The 14,287-nt window shown below is 65.5% G+C and carries 13 protein-coding genes; 5 read left to right on the forward strand and 8 right to left on the reverse strand.

The genetic code is table 11. The features are described 5' to 3' along the window. Positions 1 to 169 precede the first annotated feature (169 nt). Positions 170 to 982, forward strand: coding sequence for a M90 metallopeptidase family protein (locus tag ABIC09_RS25595; RefSeq protein ID WP_354111003.1), 813 nt, complete (start codon positions 170 to 172; stop codon positions 980 to 982). Positions 983 to 1,158: 176 nt separating this feature from the next. Beyond that, entirely contained in the window at positions 1,159 to 1,512 is a 354-nt protein-coding gene (locus tag ABIC09_RS25600) for a hypothetical protein (RefSeq protein ID WP_354033723.1), read from the forward strand. 166 nt (positions 1,513 to 1,678) lie between these two features. Here ABIC09_RS25600 and ABIC09_RS25605 read toward each other — a convergent pair whose 3' ends face one another. Next, on the reverse strand, positions 1,679 to 2,320 hold the full coding sequence (locus ABIC09_RS25605; RefSeq protein WP_354111038.1) for a tetratricopeptide repeat protein: 642 nt from the start codon (positions 2,318 to 2,320) through the stop codon (positions 1,679 to 1,681). Positions 2,321 to 2,455: 135 nt separating this feature from the next. Continuing rightward, positions 2,456 to 3,412: a zinc metalloprotease HtpX gene (htpX, locus tag ABIC09_RS25610; RefSeq protein WP_354111004.1), complete on the reverse strand. Its 957-nt coding sequence runs from the start codon at positions 3,410 to 3,412 to the stop codon at positions 2,456 to 2,458. A 187-nt stretch (positions 3,413 to 3,599) separates the two neighbouring features. On the opposite strand from htpX, the gene ABIC09_RS25615 reads away from it, so the two are divergent. From ABIC09_RS25615 to ABIC09_RS25625, 3 genes are all read left to right on the forward strand, one after another. Continuing rightward, positions 3,600 to 4,901 (forward strand): lytic murein transglycosylase, encoded by a 1,302-nt coding sequence (locus ABIC09_RS25615; protein ID WP_354111005.1) that lies wholly within the window; start codon positions 3,600 to 3,602, stop codon positions 4,899 to 4,901. A 109-nt stretch (positions 4,902 to 5,010) separates the two neighbouring features. Then, positions 5,011 to 5,514, forward strand: a complete 504-nt coding sequence (locus ABIC09_RS25620; RefSeq protein WP_148755604.1) for a DUF1993 domain-containing protein — start codon at positions 5,011 to 5,013, stop codon at positions 5,512 to 5,514. A 179-nt stretch (positions 5,515 to 5,693) separates the two neighbouring features. Next, complete coding sequence (locus ABIC09_RS25625; RefSeq protein WP_148755603.1) at positions 5,694 to 6,794, forward strand: alkene reductase; 1,101 nt, start codon at positions 5,694 to 5,696, stop codon at positions 6,792 to 6,794. Positions 6,795 to 6,994: 200 nt separating this feature from the next. Here the strand turns inward: ABIC09_RS25625 and ABIC09_RS25630 are convergent, their stop codons facing one another. From ABIC09_RS25630 to ABIC09_RS25655, 6 genes are read right to left on the reverse strand one after another with little or no spacing between them, the layout of a single operon-like run. After that, positions 6,995 to 7,861, reverse strand: coding sequence for an IclR family transcriptional regulator (locus ABIC09_RS25630; RefSeq protein ID WP_354111006.1), 867 nt, complete (start codon positions 7,859 to 7,861; stop codon positions 6,995 to 6,997). 12 nt (positions 7,862 to 7,873) lie between these two features. Further along, a complete protein-coding gene (gene dapA, locus ABIC09_RS25635; protein WP_354033730.1) occupies positions 7,874 to 8,779 on the reverse strand; it encodes a 4-hydroxy-tetrahydrodipicolinate synthase in 906 nt (301 codons plus the stop codon). A gap of 31 nt (positions 8,780 to 8,810) precedes the next feature. Next, complete coding sequence (locus tag ABIC09_RS25640) at positions 8,811 to 10,577, reverse strand: ABC transporter permease subunit (RefSeq protein ID WP_354111007.1); 1,767 nt, start codon at positions 10,575 to 10,577, stop codon at positions 8,811 to 8,813. A gap of 2 nt (positions 10,578 to 10,579) precedes the next feature. Next, positions 10,580 to 11,689, reverse strand: a complete 1,110-nt coding sequence (locus tag ABIC09_RS25645; RefSeq protein ID WP_354111008.1) for an ABC transporter ATP-binding protein — start codon at positions 11,687 to 11,689, stop codon at positions 10,580 to 10,582. A 38-nt stretch (positions 11,690 to 11,727) separates the two neighbouring features. Further along, positions 11,728 to 12,813: an ABC transporter substrate-binding protein gene (locus ABIC09_RS25650; RefSeq protein ID WP_354111009.1), complete on the reverse strand. Its 1,086-nt coding sequence runs from the start codon at positions 12,811 to 12,813 to the stop codon at positions 11,728 to 11,730. A gap of 11 nt (positions 12,814 to 12,824) precedes the next feature. Further along, positions 12,825 to 14,258 carry an FAD-binding oxidoreductase gene (locus ABIC09_RS25655; RefSeq protein ID WP_354111010.1) on the reverse strand — a complete coding sequence of 478 codons (1,434 nt, stop codon included), beginning with the start codon at positions 14,256 to 14,258 and terminating at the stop codon, positions 12,825 to 12,827. Between the last annotated feature and the right edge of the window lie 29 nt (positions 14,259 to 14,287).

The raw sequence follows: 14,287 nt of genomic DNA on the forward strand, positions 1-14,287 counted from the left end.
AAGCGCGCCGCCGATCTACGGCTTGGTTAACCCTGCCCTAATCCGCCTTCGCGATCTGCAACCAAGGATTAAGCACGCCTCAACATCGCTGCCTTAGTCTCGCCCCACTCACTTTTCGCAAACAACGGCAGCCTATCCTGCCGCGTGAAGTGACATCAGGGGGTTCATCATGCGCATTGCGTTGCTGCTGACCGCGACCGTTGTCGGCGCGCTGTTCGCCAATCCGTCCACCGCCGGCTCGCTCGATGTCGCGTCCGCCGATGCCGCGAAGGCGCTGCCGCCCGGCTTCCAGAGCTACCGCGGCTACATGTTCGACGTGTCGGAGAATTCCGAACGCAAGGACGTCGACAAGCTCACCGAGAATCTGAAGCAGCAGATCGACGTGGTCGAAGGCGCCGGGTTCTCGCCGCGCGTGCTTCGCTTCTTCCGTACCGTCCCGATCATCGCGAGCGAGCTGGCCTGCCTCGACGAAGGCGCCGCAACCGCCTGCTACGGCCGGGTCACGCCGGATATCCAGCGCACCACCCCGCGGACGCTAACGGTGTGGGACCACGACAAGCAGCGCTGGACCAACCCGAACGCCGTCGACCTCGCGGTCGATTCCGGGCTCGGCGTCATCATGGTCCGGCCGGACATGATGCGTTACGAGAAAGAGGCCGTGCTGCTCCACGAGATGCTGCACGCCTATCACGCGCGCCTGCTGCCGGACGGCTACGCCAACAAGGGCGTGATCGGCTATTACGCCTATGCCAAGTCCAAGGATTTCCTGCCCAAGGAAGCCTATGCACTGAAGAACCACATGGAGTTCTTTGCGGTCACCGCCAGCATCTTCCTGGCCGGCAAGAGCGAATTCCACGATCCCAAGACCCGCGAGGCGCTCAAGGAGAAGATGCCGGACTATTACAAATATCTGGTCGGCGTGTTCGGCTTCGACCCCGATCCGGCAGCAAGCTCAAGCGGACCGGTCGCCTCGCTGAAATAAGGCCGGCACGGCGCACCTCGCGCCAAGCCAATGCCAAAAGCCGCGCGACATGCGCGGCTTTTCAGTTTTGGTAACCGGAAGCTGCGGATGACGCCCGGGCAGGAATTGCCAAGGTGGGGCCCGATCTGCATAGTCCCGCCGCATCGATTGGGACTGTTTCGAAGAGGATAAAAGACATGGCGGACGCCGACCTGGATGTCGTGATCCGGCAACTGGCCAGACAGCTGCAGACGGGCCTGATGACCCGCGCCAAGCAGCGGCGGGATCGCTTCAGCGGCCTTGCGGCCAAGGCCAGGGGCAAGGAGACCGGCGCCCGCTTCAAGATGATGGCCAAGGCCACCATGGAGCAGGCCACCACCGCCGCAAGGCGCCTCCAGATGTCCGCCGACAATGTCGCCGACAGCTACTCCCGCGCCATGCGGCTGGCCGCCAGCACGCCCATCGAGGCGAAGGCCGAGAAGCCGGCCAAGGACAAGCCGGCGAAGAAGGCCGCGAAGGCCAAGAAGGCCAAAGCCAAGAAGGCGAAGTAGCCGACGCTTGCGCCCTTCACCTCGCCCCGCTTGCGGGGAGAGGTCGGATCGCTCTTGCGATCCGGGTGAGGGGGAGTCTCCGCAGATCCAACTCTCACCATCTTCTCGGATAGAGCCCCTCACCCCAACCCTCTCCCCGTAAGAACGGGGCGAGGGAGAACACCTCTCACCGCGTCGGCGCCGAGACGCGGGCCGGCCCGGCGCTCGAGAGCTCGGCGAGTTTTGCGCGCGCGGCGGCGCGTGTGCGGCCGTCCTTGCCGGGCGGCAACGCAACAGCGGCTTCGAAATCTGCACGCGCATCGTTGGCCTGGCCGCGGGCGAGGAACGCAAGGCCGCGGTCGAGGCGGGCCTGCGGGTCGGAGGGGTCGAGGCGGACGGCGGTGCTGTAGCTCAGAATCGCGCGGTCGAGATCACCCTTGGCGGCGAGAGCGAGGCCGCGCTCGTGATAGGGCGGCGCCGGCCTGGGATCGAGCGCGATCGCTTCGTCAAAATCGGCAATCGCGAGGCTCAGCTCGCCGTTCTGACGGTACGCCTGCGCGCGGTCGCGATAGAGCGAGGCGCGGTTGGGATTGAGGTGGATGGCCTCGTTGAAATCGGCGATCGCCCGGCCGTTGTCGCCGTGGCGCAGCGCGATCCGTCCGCGCCCCTCATAGGCGAAGGCGATTAGGGAGCCACGGAACGGCGAGAAGCCGATCACGGCCGAGCAGATGTCGGGCTCGTCCTCATCACCGCAATTCACGACCGTATGCGTGGACAGGCCAATGGCCACGCCCAGCACGATCAACAATGGCACCGCAGCTCTGGTCATCATCGACGGTGACCGGCGACGGGCCGGCCACGCATCCCCTTTCGAAGGAACACTCTCGATCAGGTGTTAACACCGGCGAGACCGGCCCTGTGTGCGCCAGGTCACAAAGCCAGCCAAAATCCGGCGGATTCCGCATCAGCCCCAAGGTCCACGTGAAGGCCGATCCGAGGGACCCCGTGAAGACGAGCGGCCCCACGGGCCCTGCGGCGGATAATTCTCGTTGGCGCCGACCGACGGCGTCGCTCGCGCGCCGAGCTCGGCCGCCAGTTGCTGGAGCGCCGCGATGCGGTTCTGCGTCGAGGGATGGGTGGCGAAAAGGTTGTCGACGCCATGGCCCGACAGCGGGTTGATGATGAACATATGTGCGGTCGCGGGATTTCGTTCGGCGTCATAGTTCGGCACCTGATGCGCGGCGCCCTCGATCTTCACCAGCGCCGACGCCAGCCACATCGGCTGTCCCGCGATGCGCGCGCCGAGATCGTCGGCGGCGTATTCGCGGGTGCGGCTGATCGCCATCTGCACCAGCATGGCTCCGAGCGGCGCCAGGATCATCATCAGGATCGAGCCGACGATGCCGGGGCCGTTGTTGTCGCGGTTGCCGCCGAAGAACATGCCGAACTGCGCCAGCATCGAGATGGCGCCGGCGATGGTGGCGGTAACAGTCATCAGCAGGGTGTCGTGATTCTTGATGTGCGCGAGCTCGTGCGCGATCACGCCGGCAAGCTCCTCGCGGCTGAGCTGGTTCATCAGGCCCGTTGTGACGGCCACGGCGGCGTTCTCGGGATTGCGGCCTGTCGCGAACGCGTTGGGCTGCGCTTCGTCCATCACGAACACGCGCGGCATCGGCAGGCCTGCGCGGCCCGCAAGCTCGGCAACGAGCCCGACCAGTTCCGGCGCGCTTTGACGGTCGACCTGATGGGCACCGTACATCGACAGCACCGCGCGGTCGGAGTTCCAGTAGGTGAAGAGATTGGTCGCCGCCGCAATCACGAGCGCGATCATGGTGCCAGCGGCGCCGCCGATCAGATAGCCCACGCCCATGAACAGGGCGGTGAGGCCTGCGAGAAGCATTGCGGTACGCAGATAGTTCATGGCCGTCTCCTGGAGCCGGCCATGGCCGCTGGACGCGTGGCAGGCCGGCAAACACGAGGTAGGGATGACCCCGGCCCGGATGCAAGGTTCTAGGGTGCGTCGCGGAGCCGCGGCACTGGTTTGAGCTCGAGCATTCCATTAAACTTCGTCAAGAATCCAAACGTCTCCTCCCCCTTTCGGAAACCTCATGTCCAAGACCCGATTTGCGATCGCGGCCGCCGCTCTGTTCGCGCTCTCTTCAACCGCCTCCGCCCAGATCGCGCCGCCACCCGCAAGGCCTGCCGCGCCCAAGGCCACGGTGCCCTCGTCGCGCGCGGCGTCGTGCCACAATGGGCAGAGCTTCGATCGCTTCCTCGCCGACCTGAAACAGCAGGCGGTTGCGGCCGGCGTGTCGCAGCGAACGATAGCGGAGGCTTCGCCCTACCTCGTCTACGACCAGGGCATCGTCAACCGCGACCGCGGCCAGCGCGTGTTCGGCCAGCTCTTCACCGAATTTGCCGGCCGCATGGCCGCGCCCTATCGCATGCAGAACGGCCAGCAGCATATCAAGCAACACGCTGCGGCGTTCGCCCGTGCCGAAAAAGAGTACGGCGTGCCGCCGGCGGTGATCGCCGCGTTCTGGGGCCTGGAGAGCGACTTCGGCGTCAACATGGGCAATCTGCCGACGCTGAAATCGCTGGTGTCGCTCGCCTATGACTGCCGCCGTTCGGAGATGTTCGCGAACGAGACCATCGCCGCGCTGAAGGTGATCGACCGCGGCGATCTCACGCCCGACGAGATGATCGGCTCCTGGGCCGGCGAGCTCGGCCAGACGCAGTTCCTGCCGACGCATTACGTCAACTATGCCGTCGACTATGACGGCGACGGCCGGCGCGACCTGTTGCGCAGCGAGGACGACGTGATCGGCTCGACAGCGAACTACATCGCCAAGGGCTTGAAGTGGCGGCGCGGCGAGCCGTGGCTGGAAGAGATCAAGGTGCCCTCGAGCCTGCCATGGGATCAGACCGACCTCAGCGTGCAGCTGCCGCGCTCGAAATGGGCGCAGTTCGGCGTCACCTATCCCGACGGCCGTCCACTGCCGAATGACAATCTCGCGGCGTCCGTGCTGCTGCCGATGGGACGCTTTGGGCCGGCCTTCATGGCGTATGCCAATTTCGCGGCCTATACCGAATGGAATAACTCGCTGATCTATTCGACCACCGCGGGTTATCTTGCCTCGCGGATTGCGGGCGCCGCCCCGATGCGCAGGCCGGCCGGGCAGGTCGCGCAACTGCCGTTCAACGAGCTCAGGCAATTGCAGCAACTTCTGGTCCAAGCCGGCTTCAATGTCGGCAAGGTCGACGGCGTGCTGGGCCAGCAGAGCCGCGCGGCCGTGAAGGCGATGCAGATCAAATACGGCCTGCCCGCCGATTCCTGGCCGACCGCGGAGCTTCTGGCCCGCATGCGGGGCAGCACGGCACAGGCGCAGCCCCAGGCGACGGTGCGGTAGAATTTTCGCACCGCACAAGCCACTTCGTCGATTGTATTATTCCATGAGGCTCCCATGTGAGTGGCTCAGGTTTTCTCCTGAGATCTCCCACCATTGAAGCGAGCATCACATGTCCTTCCACGACGCCGTCGTCCCCGCCTATCTGCAAATGCTGAACAGCCTTATCGGCCTGCTCACCAAGGCCGAGGCGCATTGCGCGGCCAAAAAGATCGACCCGGCCGTCCTGCTCGGCTCGCGCCTCTTCCCGGACATGCTGCCGCTGTCGAAGCAGATCCAGCTCGCCAGCGATTTCGCCGCCAAGGGCTGCGCCCGGCTGACGCATAGCGAGGTGCCTTCGATGCCCGACACGGAAAAGACGTTCGAGGAGCTGAAGCAGCGGCTCGCCAGGACGATCGACTACGTGAAATCATTCAAGCCGGAGCAGTTCGAAGGCGCCGACACCAAGGACGTGACCTTCCCGGCGGGCCCGGACCGGACCATGACGCTCAAGGGCCAGCAGTTCTTCAGCGCGGTCTCGCTGCCGAACTTCTATTTTCATGCCACCACCGCTCATGGCATCATGCGTCACAGCGGCGTCGAGATCGGCAAGCGCGATTTCCTCGGCGTAAACTGAGTTTGTCAGGCCGCACGGCCGCGGCAGCGAATTCACGCTGCGGCAGCCGAAAATGCACATGAATTATGCTGCGCGGGCCTGCCGCGCAGCTCGCCTGCACTTTCCGTATGGCTCATCCCTTGCGCCTGATGTCGCAATGCACAAGTGTTCCGGACCTCTTAACCGCTGGAAGCACCCCAATGAGCCGTCCGACCAAACTGTTTGAGACCTACAAGCTCGGCCCGATCACGCTGGCCAACCGTTTCGTGATGGCACCGCTGACGCGCAATCGCGCCGCGCCCGGCAGCTTCGTGCCCTCTCCGCTCGCCGCCGACTATTACGGCCAGCGTGCGTCTGCGGGCCTGCTGATTACCGAAGCGAGCCAGGTCTCGCAGCAGGGCCAGGGCTACCAGGACACTCCCGGCATCTATTCGAAGGACCAGGTCGCCGGCTGGCGCAAGGTCACCGACAAGGTGCACGAGCGCGGCGGCAAGATCTTCATCCAGCTTTGGCATGTCGGCCGCATCTCGCATGTCGACCTCCAGGCGGGCGGCGCAGCCCCGGTGGCGCCGAGCGCGATCCGCGCCAAGGGCAAGACTTTTGTGAACGGCACCTTCGCCGACGTCTCCGAGCCCCGCGCGCTCGAGCTCTCCGAAATTCCAGGCATCATCGACGATTTCAAGCGCGCCACGAAGAACGCGCTGGAGGCCGGATTCGACGGCGTCGAGATCCACGGCGCCAACGGCTACCTGCTCGATCAGTTCGCCAAGGATGGTGCCAACAAGCGCACCGACGCCTATGGCGGCTCCATCGAGAACCGCGCCAAGCTGATGCTGGAGGTCTCCAAGGCCGTCGTGGCGGAAGCCGGTGCCGACCGGACCGGTATCCGCATCTCGCCGGTGACGCCCGCCAACGACATTGCCGATTCCAATCCGCAAGCGCTGTTCAATCACATCACCGACGGCCTCAGCGCGCTGAAGCTCGTCTATCTCCACGTCGTCGAAGGCGCCACCGGCGGCCCGCGCGACTTCGCAGCGTTCGACTATGCGAGCCTGCGCAAGCGCTTCTCGGGCGCCTACATCGCCAACAACGGCTACGATTTCGAACTCGCGACCAAGGTGCTCGACGCGAACGCGGCCGATTTGATCGCCTTCGGCAAGCCGTTCATCTCCAACCCCGACCTGGTCGAGCGGCTGAAGAAGGGCACGGCGCTGAACGATTGGGACAAGAACACGTTCTACGGCGGCGGCGCCAAGGGCTACACGGATTACCCGACGCTGGCCGCCGAGCCGGCGGAGTAGCCTTTCCCAAGCGACGACTGTCATGCTCCGCGAAGGCGGGGCATCCAGTAACCACCGGCAGCGAGATCAGGTCGAGAGGCCGCGGCGTACTGGATCGTCCGCCTTCGCGGACGATGACTGCGGAGAGGAACGGCGAGCGTGGCGCGCCACGAAAGGAAAAAGGCCGGGATCGCTCCCGGCCTTTTTGCTACCCCCGCGCCTCAGGCCGCGTAGCGGTTGAATTTCGACTTCGAGATCGAGGTTGCGGCGACGTGGACGTGCTGCGCCAGCTCGGCCTCGGCACGCTCTTTGGTCCAGCGCGTCGTCGGCACTGAAATGTTGATCGCGGCAATCGCACGGCCATGCTCGTCGATAATGGGAGCTGCGACCGAAATGTCGCCCATCACGGTCTCGTTCATGATGACGGCATAGCCGCGCCGGGCCGCGACGCGTACACGCTCCATCAGCATCTTCGGGTCGGTTACAGTGAAAGGCGTGAGCGGCGCGAGCGGGGTGCGCTTGAGAAGATCGAGGCGTTCCTCCTCGGGCAGCGCCGACAGGATCGCCGTGCCGGACGCCGTGAAGAAGGTCGGCAGCCGGCTGCCGATCACGATGTCGATGTTGATGAGGTGCGCCCCCGGAAAGCGTGCCACGAAGACAACCTCGTGGCCATCCAGCTCGTGCAGGTTGGTCGTCTCGCCGAGATTGCGGCTGATCTCGAGCAAATAGGGCGATGCGCGGTCGATCAGATCGTTAGCCTTGAGATAGCTGTGCGAGAACTGGAGCACCTTCGAGGTAAGACCGTAATTGCGCGTGCCCTCGATCCGCTTGAGATAGCCGAGCGTCTCGAGCGTGTAGACCAGGCGCTGGGTGGCGCTACGGTCAAGACCGGCGGCGCGCGCGATGTCGGCGAGCGTCATGTAGCGCTGCGGGCCGTCGAAGGCGTGCAGGACCTGGAACGCCTTTTCGGTCGAGCCGACGAACAGCGACGAACGTGACTCGCCGCCGTTGTCCGCGGCCTTCTCGTCGGCCTTGGCGGCCTTTGCCTTCGCGGCGCGGCCGCTGCCGTCACGACTGCTACGCGCCATGCTGCCGTCCTCTCACCCGATGCCCTCCGAGACCGCCAACTGCCGGCCGAGCTCGGCGCGGAGCGCGGCGACCAGCGCCGGTGCCGGCTGGACCAGCGGCGCCAGCATGCGCGGCGCCTCGACGCCGACGAGGTCCATCACCGCTTTCATCGGTCCCGGATTGGTTTCGGCGAACGCCATGTTCATCAGCGGGATCAGGCGGCGATGGAGGCTCAAGGCCTCCGCTGTCTTGCCAGCTGTGGCCGTCTCGAATATCTGGCGCCAGGCTCGGGGCAAAAGGCATGCGGTCACAACGATGCCGCCCGTCGCGCCGGCCGCGAGATGCAGCGGAAACAGGCTGTCCTCGCCGCTCAGCACCGCAAAGCTCGCGTCGACGCCGGCCACGACCTGGAGGAAATGGTACATGTCGAGATTGCAGGCCTTCATGCCGATGATGTTGGGATGCCTGGAGAGCTCATGCAGGATCTTGGGCTCGATCGCTATCCGGGTGCGGTAGGGAATCTCATAGATCAGGACAGGCACAGGCGAGGCGTCGGCATAACGCAGGAAATAGTCGCGGACGCCAGCCTGAGTCGGGTTGGTATAATATGGCGTAAGAACCAGGAGACCGTCCACGCCCTCCGCTGCGAATTCCTTGCCCGCCTGCAAGGCATCGTGGAAGCCGGTGTCCAGCACGCCGGCGATGACCGGGCCCTTGCCCGCCATCGCCTTCACCGACAAGCCGGCCATCTTGATGCGCTCGGCGCGTGCCAGCGCGCCATATTCGCCGGTGCCGCCGAGCGGCACCACGCCGTCGATCCCCTGCTTGTTGAGCCAGGCAAACAGCGCCGAGACCGCGCCGGCATCGATGGTGTCGTCGGCCTTGACCGGGGTCGGAATGGCCGGGAACAGGCCGCGAAGACGATTGGCAGTAAGCATGATGTGAGCCTCTGGTTGGAATGCGGAGCTTCTATCTCGCGGCGGCCCGCCGGCGCAGGCGTTCGGCGACGAAGATCAGGAGCCCCATGAAAACGAACAGGCAGGTCGAAACGGCGGCGATCGCGGGCGAGACCTGAAGCGTCACCTCGTCCCAAAACTGCTTTGGCAGCGTCGCGTTGAGGCCGCCGGTCGCAAACAGGGCGATGGTGAGCTCGTCGAACGAGGTCGCGAAGGCGAACAGGAATGACGACATCATGCCCGCGCCGAGGATCGGGAAGGTGACGTAGCGCAACGTCGCGAACGGGCGCGCGCCGAGGCTCTGCGCGGCGTGGTCGAGCCGCGTGTCGTAATTGCGCAGCACCGCCATCATCGTCATGACCACGTAGGGCACCGCCACGACGGTATGGCCGAGAATGAGGCCGAAAGCGCTGCCGATTAGGCCCATCCGCGCGAAGACGTAAAACAGCCCGACCGCGATGATCATGCGGGGCACCACGATCGGAGACAGGATGAAGGCCAGCCACGCCGCCTTGCCGCGGATGTCGCTGCGCACCAGCAGGAACGCGGCCGGCGTGCCGATCAGCATGGCGAGCAGTCCCGTTCCGACCCCGACCATGAGCGAGCGCAGCATGGCCTGGGTCCAGAGCGGCGAACTCAGCACGGTCTCATACCAATGCAGGGTAAAACCCTGCGGCGGCCAGTTGAGGCCGCCGGTGCCGAACGACAGCGGGATCATCAGGATGGTCGGCGCGCTGATGATGAGCAGCATGACCCAGACGAAGGCTTGCAAGCCCATGCCGGCCTGGTCGGGATTGCGGTCGCGACGGCGTGACGGCAGGAGCCGGAGGATCCGGTCGGAGACCGCACCGAGCAGCGTAAGGAGCGCGTCACCCGCCCTGTGAAGAGGGCCCGACGAACGCGACGGTGCCGCGTTGCGCGGCGCGGCCGCGCCGGTCATGGTCGACAGGCCGAGCAGGCGGTCATAGGCAGCAAAGACGATGAAGACCACGAACAGCAACAGCACCGAGATCGCGCCGGCAAAGCCCCAGTTCATGGTCTGCTGGACCTGGTCGATGATGAGCTGCGTGATCATGGTCTCGCGGCGTCCTCCGAGCAGTGCCGGCACGATGAAGAAGCCGATCGCGGTGACGAACACCATGATGCCCGCCGCAGCGACGCCCGGCAGCGACAGCGGAAAATAGATTCTCCAGAACGCCATGCCCGGCCGCGCCCCGAGCGTGGCGGCCGCGCGCGGCAGAGTGCGGTCGATGTTCTCCATCACCGCGAGCATCGTCAGCACGGCGAGCGGCAGCAGCGCATTGACCATGCCGACGAGCACGCTGCCGAAATTGTAAAGCAGGCTCGCGGGGCTCGAGATGATGCCGAGCGAGATCAGGAGCTTGTTGATGACGCCGTTGCGCCCGAGCAGCACGATCCAGGCGAAGGCGCGGACCAGGAAGCTGGTCCAGAATGACAGCAGCACCCAGAACAGCAGCGTCGTCTTGCGTTCCTTGTCGACGACCGAGATCAGATAGGCGATCGGATACCCCGTGATGACGCAGACCAGGGTGGTGACCAGCGAGATCTTCAGGGTGATCAGGAGAACGTCGAGATAGACCGATGAGGCGAAGAGCTGGCGGTATTGCGCCAGCGTGAAGCCATTGTCGCCGTAGACGCTGAGCAGCAGCAGCTGGCCGACCGGATAGACCAGGAACAGCACGAGCAGCAGGACCAGCGGCGCGCCCATTGCCGCCCGCGTCCAGGCCAGATTCCGCTGTATCGCGCGCGGGGCGGCCAAGCTCAAATCCCCTTGCCATCGCGGATGGCGACGGCGTCCGCCGCATGCCATCCGAGCGACAGAAGCTGTCCGATCTCGTAGGGCGCCGCGCCGCTGCGGGTCGGATGCGCGGCGACAAGTTGCGGCATGCCCGCCGTCTCCGGCGCGATGTAGAGCCGCGTCAGGCTGCCGCTGATCATCACGTCCAAAAGCCGCCCAGAGATACGGCCGGAGAGCTGGCCTCCGCCGCCGGCGTCCCCGACCACGAGGTTCTGGGGACGCACCATTACCTTGATCGGCTCGCCCGCGGCGAAACTCCCGCCATTGCCGACGGCGCGCGACGGCGCGGCCTGCGCGGCCAGGACGATGTCGAGCCCATCGCCGTCGACGCCACGCACGGTGGCGCTGAGCAAATTGGACTCGCCGAGGAAGTCGGCGACGAATACCGAGCGCGGACGGAAATAGAGATCCTCAGGCGTGCCGAGCTGCTCGATCGCGCCTGCATTCATCAGGCAGATGCGATCAGACATCGTCATCGCCTCTTCCTGGTCGTGGGTGACGTAGACGATCGTGGTGCCGAGCTCGCGATGGATGCGCTTGATCTCGAGCTGCATCTGGTCGCGCAGCTTCTTGTCGAGCGCGCCCAAGGGCTCGTCCATCAGAATGATGGCGGGCCGATAGACGATGCAGCGCGCCAGCGCGATGCGCTGCTGCTGGCCGCCGGAGAGCTCGCGCGGATAGCGTTTTGCAACGTGCGGCAGTCGCACCGTCTCCAGCGCCTCGGCCGTGCGCCGGCGCGCCTCAGCGTCGGCCACCTTCCGCATCTTCAGGGGAAACGCGATGTTGTCCTCGATCGTCATGTGAGGAAACAGCGCGTAGTTCTGGAACACGACGCCGATATCGCGGTCATAGGCCGGGCTGTGCGTGACGTCGGTATCGTCGATCAGGATCCGCCCTTCGTCGGGATGGGCGAGACCTGCGATCAGGCTGAGCAGCGTCGTCTTGCCCGATCCCGACGGGCCGAGCAGGGTCAGAAATTCGCCGCTGGCGACGTCGAGGCAGGTCGGCGCCAGCGCGACGAAGTCGCCATAGCGCTTGCACAGCTCGTGAATGCGCAGGCTCGACGAGACCATGGGCCGCTCCGATCGCTTCGCGCTTTCCTGGGCGCCGGTCAAGCCAGTATCCAGCTGTTGAAGCGCTCGATGACGGCGGCCTGGTTGTCGTACCAGTATTTCGGATCGATCTTCAGCCCGGCCTTGATGTTGTCCGGATAGGTCGGGCAGTTCCTGGCGACCTCCGGCTTGACGTAGTTGAAGGCCTCCGGCTGCGTGAGGCCGGCCGGAAAATATTCCACGAGGGCTGCCTGCCGCTTCGGATCGGAGGCGAACTTGATGAACTCGCGGCAGGCATCCGCATTCGGCGAGCCGGCGAGGATCGACCAATTGTCAGCGCCCCAGACCCCCTGGTTCCAGACGATCTCGACGGGAGCGCCTGCCGCCTGTGCCGACTGCGCACGCGACACCCAGGTCGGCAGCATGTCGATCTCGCCCGAGGTCAGCATCTGCTCGACCTGCGCGCCGCTGGTCCACCACACCGCGACCGACGATTTGATCTTGTCGAGCGAGGCAAAGGCCTTGTCGAGATCGCAGGGATAGACCTGCGCGGTCGGGGCGCCGGCTCCCATCAGCGCCTCCTCGATCGTGTCGAACGGATGCTTGCGCACCGAGCGGCGGCCAGGGAAGTCCGCCACATTCCAGAAATCGGCCCAAGATTGCGGCGCCTTGCGGCCCTTGAAGGCGTCGGTGCGATAGGCGAGCACCGTGGTGTAGACGTTGGTCGCGACGCCGTAGGGCGAGGCGTATTCGGCCGGGATCGACTTGACGACGGGCTCGGATTCGAGGCCGTGCTTCTCGAGATATTGCTTGCCGCCGGTGGTCAGGAGCTGGATCGCGGGCCAGGAGATCTTGGCCATGTCCCAGGTGTAGCTCTTGGTCTCGACCATGGTCTTGATCTGAGCGACCGGCTCAGCATTGGCCTGCACGCCGACGACCTCGATTCCCGTCGCTTCCGTGAAGGGCCGGTAGTACACCGCACCATAGGCCTTGGTGTAAATGCCGCCGTCGTCGCGCACGACAATCCGTTTGCCGGCGGCGCGGGAAGGCGACCAGACCGAGGGCGCGGCGAGCGCGACGGCGCCGGCTCCCGCACCGAGCAGCAGACGGCGGCGGGAAGTGATGATCTTCGGAAGATTGGTCATGTCAGTCCCCTCTATGATGTTGCAATGGGTGGTGGCAGAACGCGGCCAGGATTGAAGAGGCCCTGCGGATCGAACGCCTGTTTCACCGCCTGCATCAAGGCGAGCTCGACCGGCGGCTTGTAGCGGGACATCTCGCCGGTCAGCGTGCGTCCGACGCCGTGCTCGGCGCTGAAGGTGCCGCGCAGCGAGCTTGCGACATCGTTCATGGCGCGGCGGATGCGCTGCGCAACGGTGTCGCGCTCCGGCAGGGCTTCCCACTCGGCAAAGCTGAAGAAGGGAATGAGATGAATGTTGCCGTCGCCCATGTGGCCGACGATCACGAACGGCAGATCCGGCACGACCGCGCGCACAGCGGCCATCGCCTGGTCGATGAAGGCCGGCACGGTCGACACCGGCACCGCGGTGTCCGACGTGAGGCCCACGCCTGCTTTCTTGTTGGCTTCCGAGACGCTGTGACGCACCAGCCACATTGCCTTGCGCTGTGCCTCGCTTGCGGCGACGACGCCGTCGCTGACCAGTCCCGCCTCGAGCGCCTGTTCGAGCACCGTTTGCATCGTCGTCGCGAGCGCCGCGGCATCGCCGGTGTCGGACAATTCGACGAGGACGTGCCAGGTGTCGATTTCCGCGACCGGACAGCGCCGGCCCGGCACCTGCTCCTGTACGAGCCGGATCTGCTTCGCATTCATCAACTCGAAGGCTGAGAGCCGCGTGCTGCAAGAGGCCTGGAACAGGCCCAGCACGTCCAGCGCCTTCTGCGGATGATCGACCGCAAGCCAGGCGACGGCCTCCGCCGTCGGCAGCGGATGCAGCTTCAGCACCGCACCGGTGATGATGCCGAGGGTGCCCTCGGAGCCGATGAAGAGATGCTTGAGGTCGTAGCCGGTGTTGTTCTTGCGCAGCGCGTAGAGGCCGTCCCAGACCGATCCGTCCGGCAGAACCACCTCTAGCCCGAGCACATTGTCGCGGGTATTGCCGTAGCGCAGCACGCCCGTGCCTCCGGCATTGGTGCCGATATTGCCGCCGATCTGGCAGGACCCTTCGGCGCCGAGGCTCACCGGAAAGAGCCGGCCCGCAGCAGCGGCGGCCTCCTGAATGGTTGCGAGCACGCAGCCGGCATCGACCACCATGGTGTTGTTGACGGGATCGAGCGAACGGATCCGGCGCATGCGCGTCAGCGCGACGATGACCGGCGGCTTGCCCTGCCCCGATGGCGTCGCTCCGCCGCACAGGCTGGTGTTGCCGCCCTGCGGCAGCACTGGCGTTTCATGCGCGACGCAAAGGCGGACGATGGCCGCGACCTGCTCCGTGGTGGATGGCATTACCGCACAGAGCGCCGCCGCGCGAAAACGGCCGCGCCAATCCTCGGTGAGGCCCGCGAGATCCTCCTCGCGAGTCAGCACGGCCGTGTCGCCCAGCAACTGCCTGAACGCCTCGATCAATGCCATCACCAGCCTCCGGGACGGGCCGACGCTGG

Source organism: Bradyrhizobium sp. S3.12.5 (assembly GCF_040548225.1).
Classification (GTDB): Bacteria; Pseudomonadota; Alphaproteobacteria; order Rhizobiales; family Xanthobacteraceae; genus Bradyrhizobium; species Bradyrhizobium cytisi.

What these genes read in the sequence shown, in the direction of transcription:
- ABIC09_RS25630 (WP_354111006.1), bottom strand. Translation starts at nt 7,861, where the DNA reads ATGGCGCGTAGCAGTCGTGACGGCAGCGGCCGCGCCGCGAAGGCAAAG.
- ABIC09_RS25605 (WP_354111038.1), bottom strand. Translation starts at nt 2,320, where the DNA reads ATGACCAGAGCTGCGGTGCCATTGTTGATCGTGCTGGGCGTGGCCATT.
- dapA (WP_354033730.1), bottom strand. Translation starts at nt 8,779, where the DNA reads ATGCTTACTGCCAATCGTCTTCGCGGCCTGTTCCCGGCCATTCCGACC.
- ABIC09_RS25595 (WP_354111003.1), top strand. Translation starts at nt 170, where the DNA reads ATGCGCATTGCGTTGCTGCTGACCGCGACCGTTGTCGGCGCGCTGTTC.
- ABIC09_RS25620 (WP_148755604.1), top strand. Translation starts at nt 5,011, where the DNA reads ATGTCCTTCCACGACGCCGTCGTCCCCGCCTATCTGCAAATGCTGAAC.
- ABIC09_RS25645 (WP_354111008.1), bottom strand. Translation starts at nt 11,689, where the DNA reads ATGGTCTCGTCGAGCCTGCGCATTCACGAGCTGTGCAAGCGCTATGGC.
- ABIC09_RS25615 (WP_354111005.1), top strand. Translation starts at nt 3,600, where the DNA reads ATGTCCAAGACCCGATTTGCGATCGCGGCCGCCGCTCTGTTCGCGCTC.
- ABIC09_RS25650 (WP_354111009.1), bottom strand. Translation starts at nt 12,813, where the DNA reads ATGACCAATCTTCCGAAGATCATCACTTCCCGCCGCCGTCTGCTGCTC.
- ABIC09_RS25625 (WP_148755603.1), top strand. Translation starts at nt 5,694, where the DNA reads ATGAGCCGTCCGACCAAACTGTTTGAGACCTACAAGCTCGGCCCGATC.
- ABIC09_RS25600 (WP_354033723.1), top strand. Translation starts at nt 1,159, where the DNA reads ATGGCGGACGCCGACCTGGATGTCGTGATCCGGCAACTGGCCAGACAG.
- ABIC09_RS25655 (WP_354111010.1), bottom strand. Translation starts at nt 14,258, where the DNA reads ATGGCATTGATCGAGGCGTTCAGGCAGTTGCTGGGCGACACGGCCGTG.
- htpX (WP_354111004.1), bottom strand. Translation starts at nt 3,412, where the DNA reads ATGAACTATCTGCGTACCGCAATGCTTCTCGCAGGCCTCACCGCCCTG.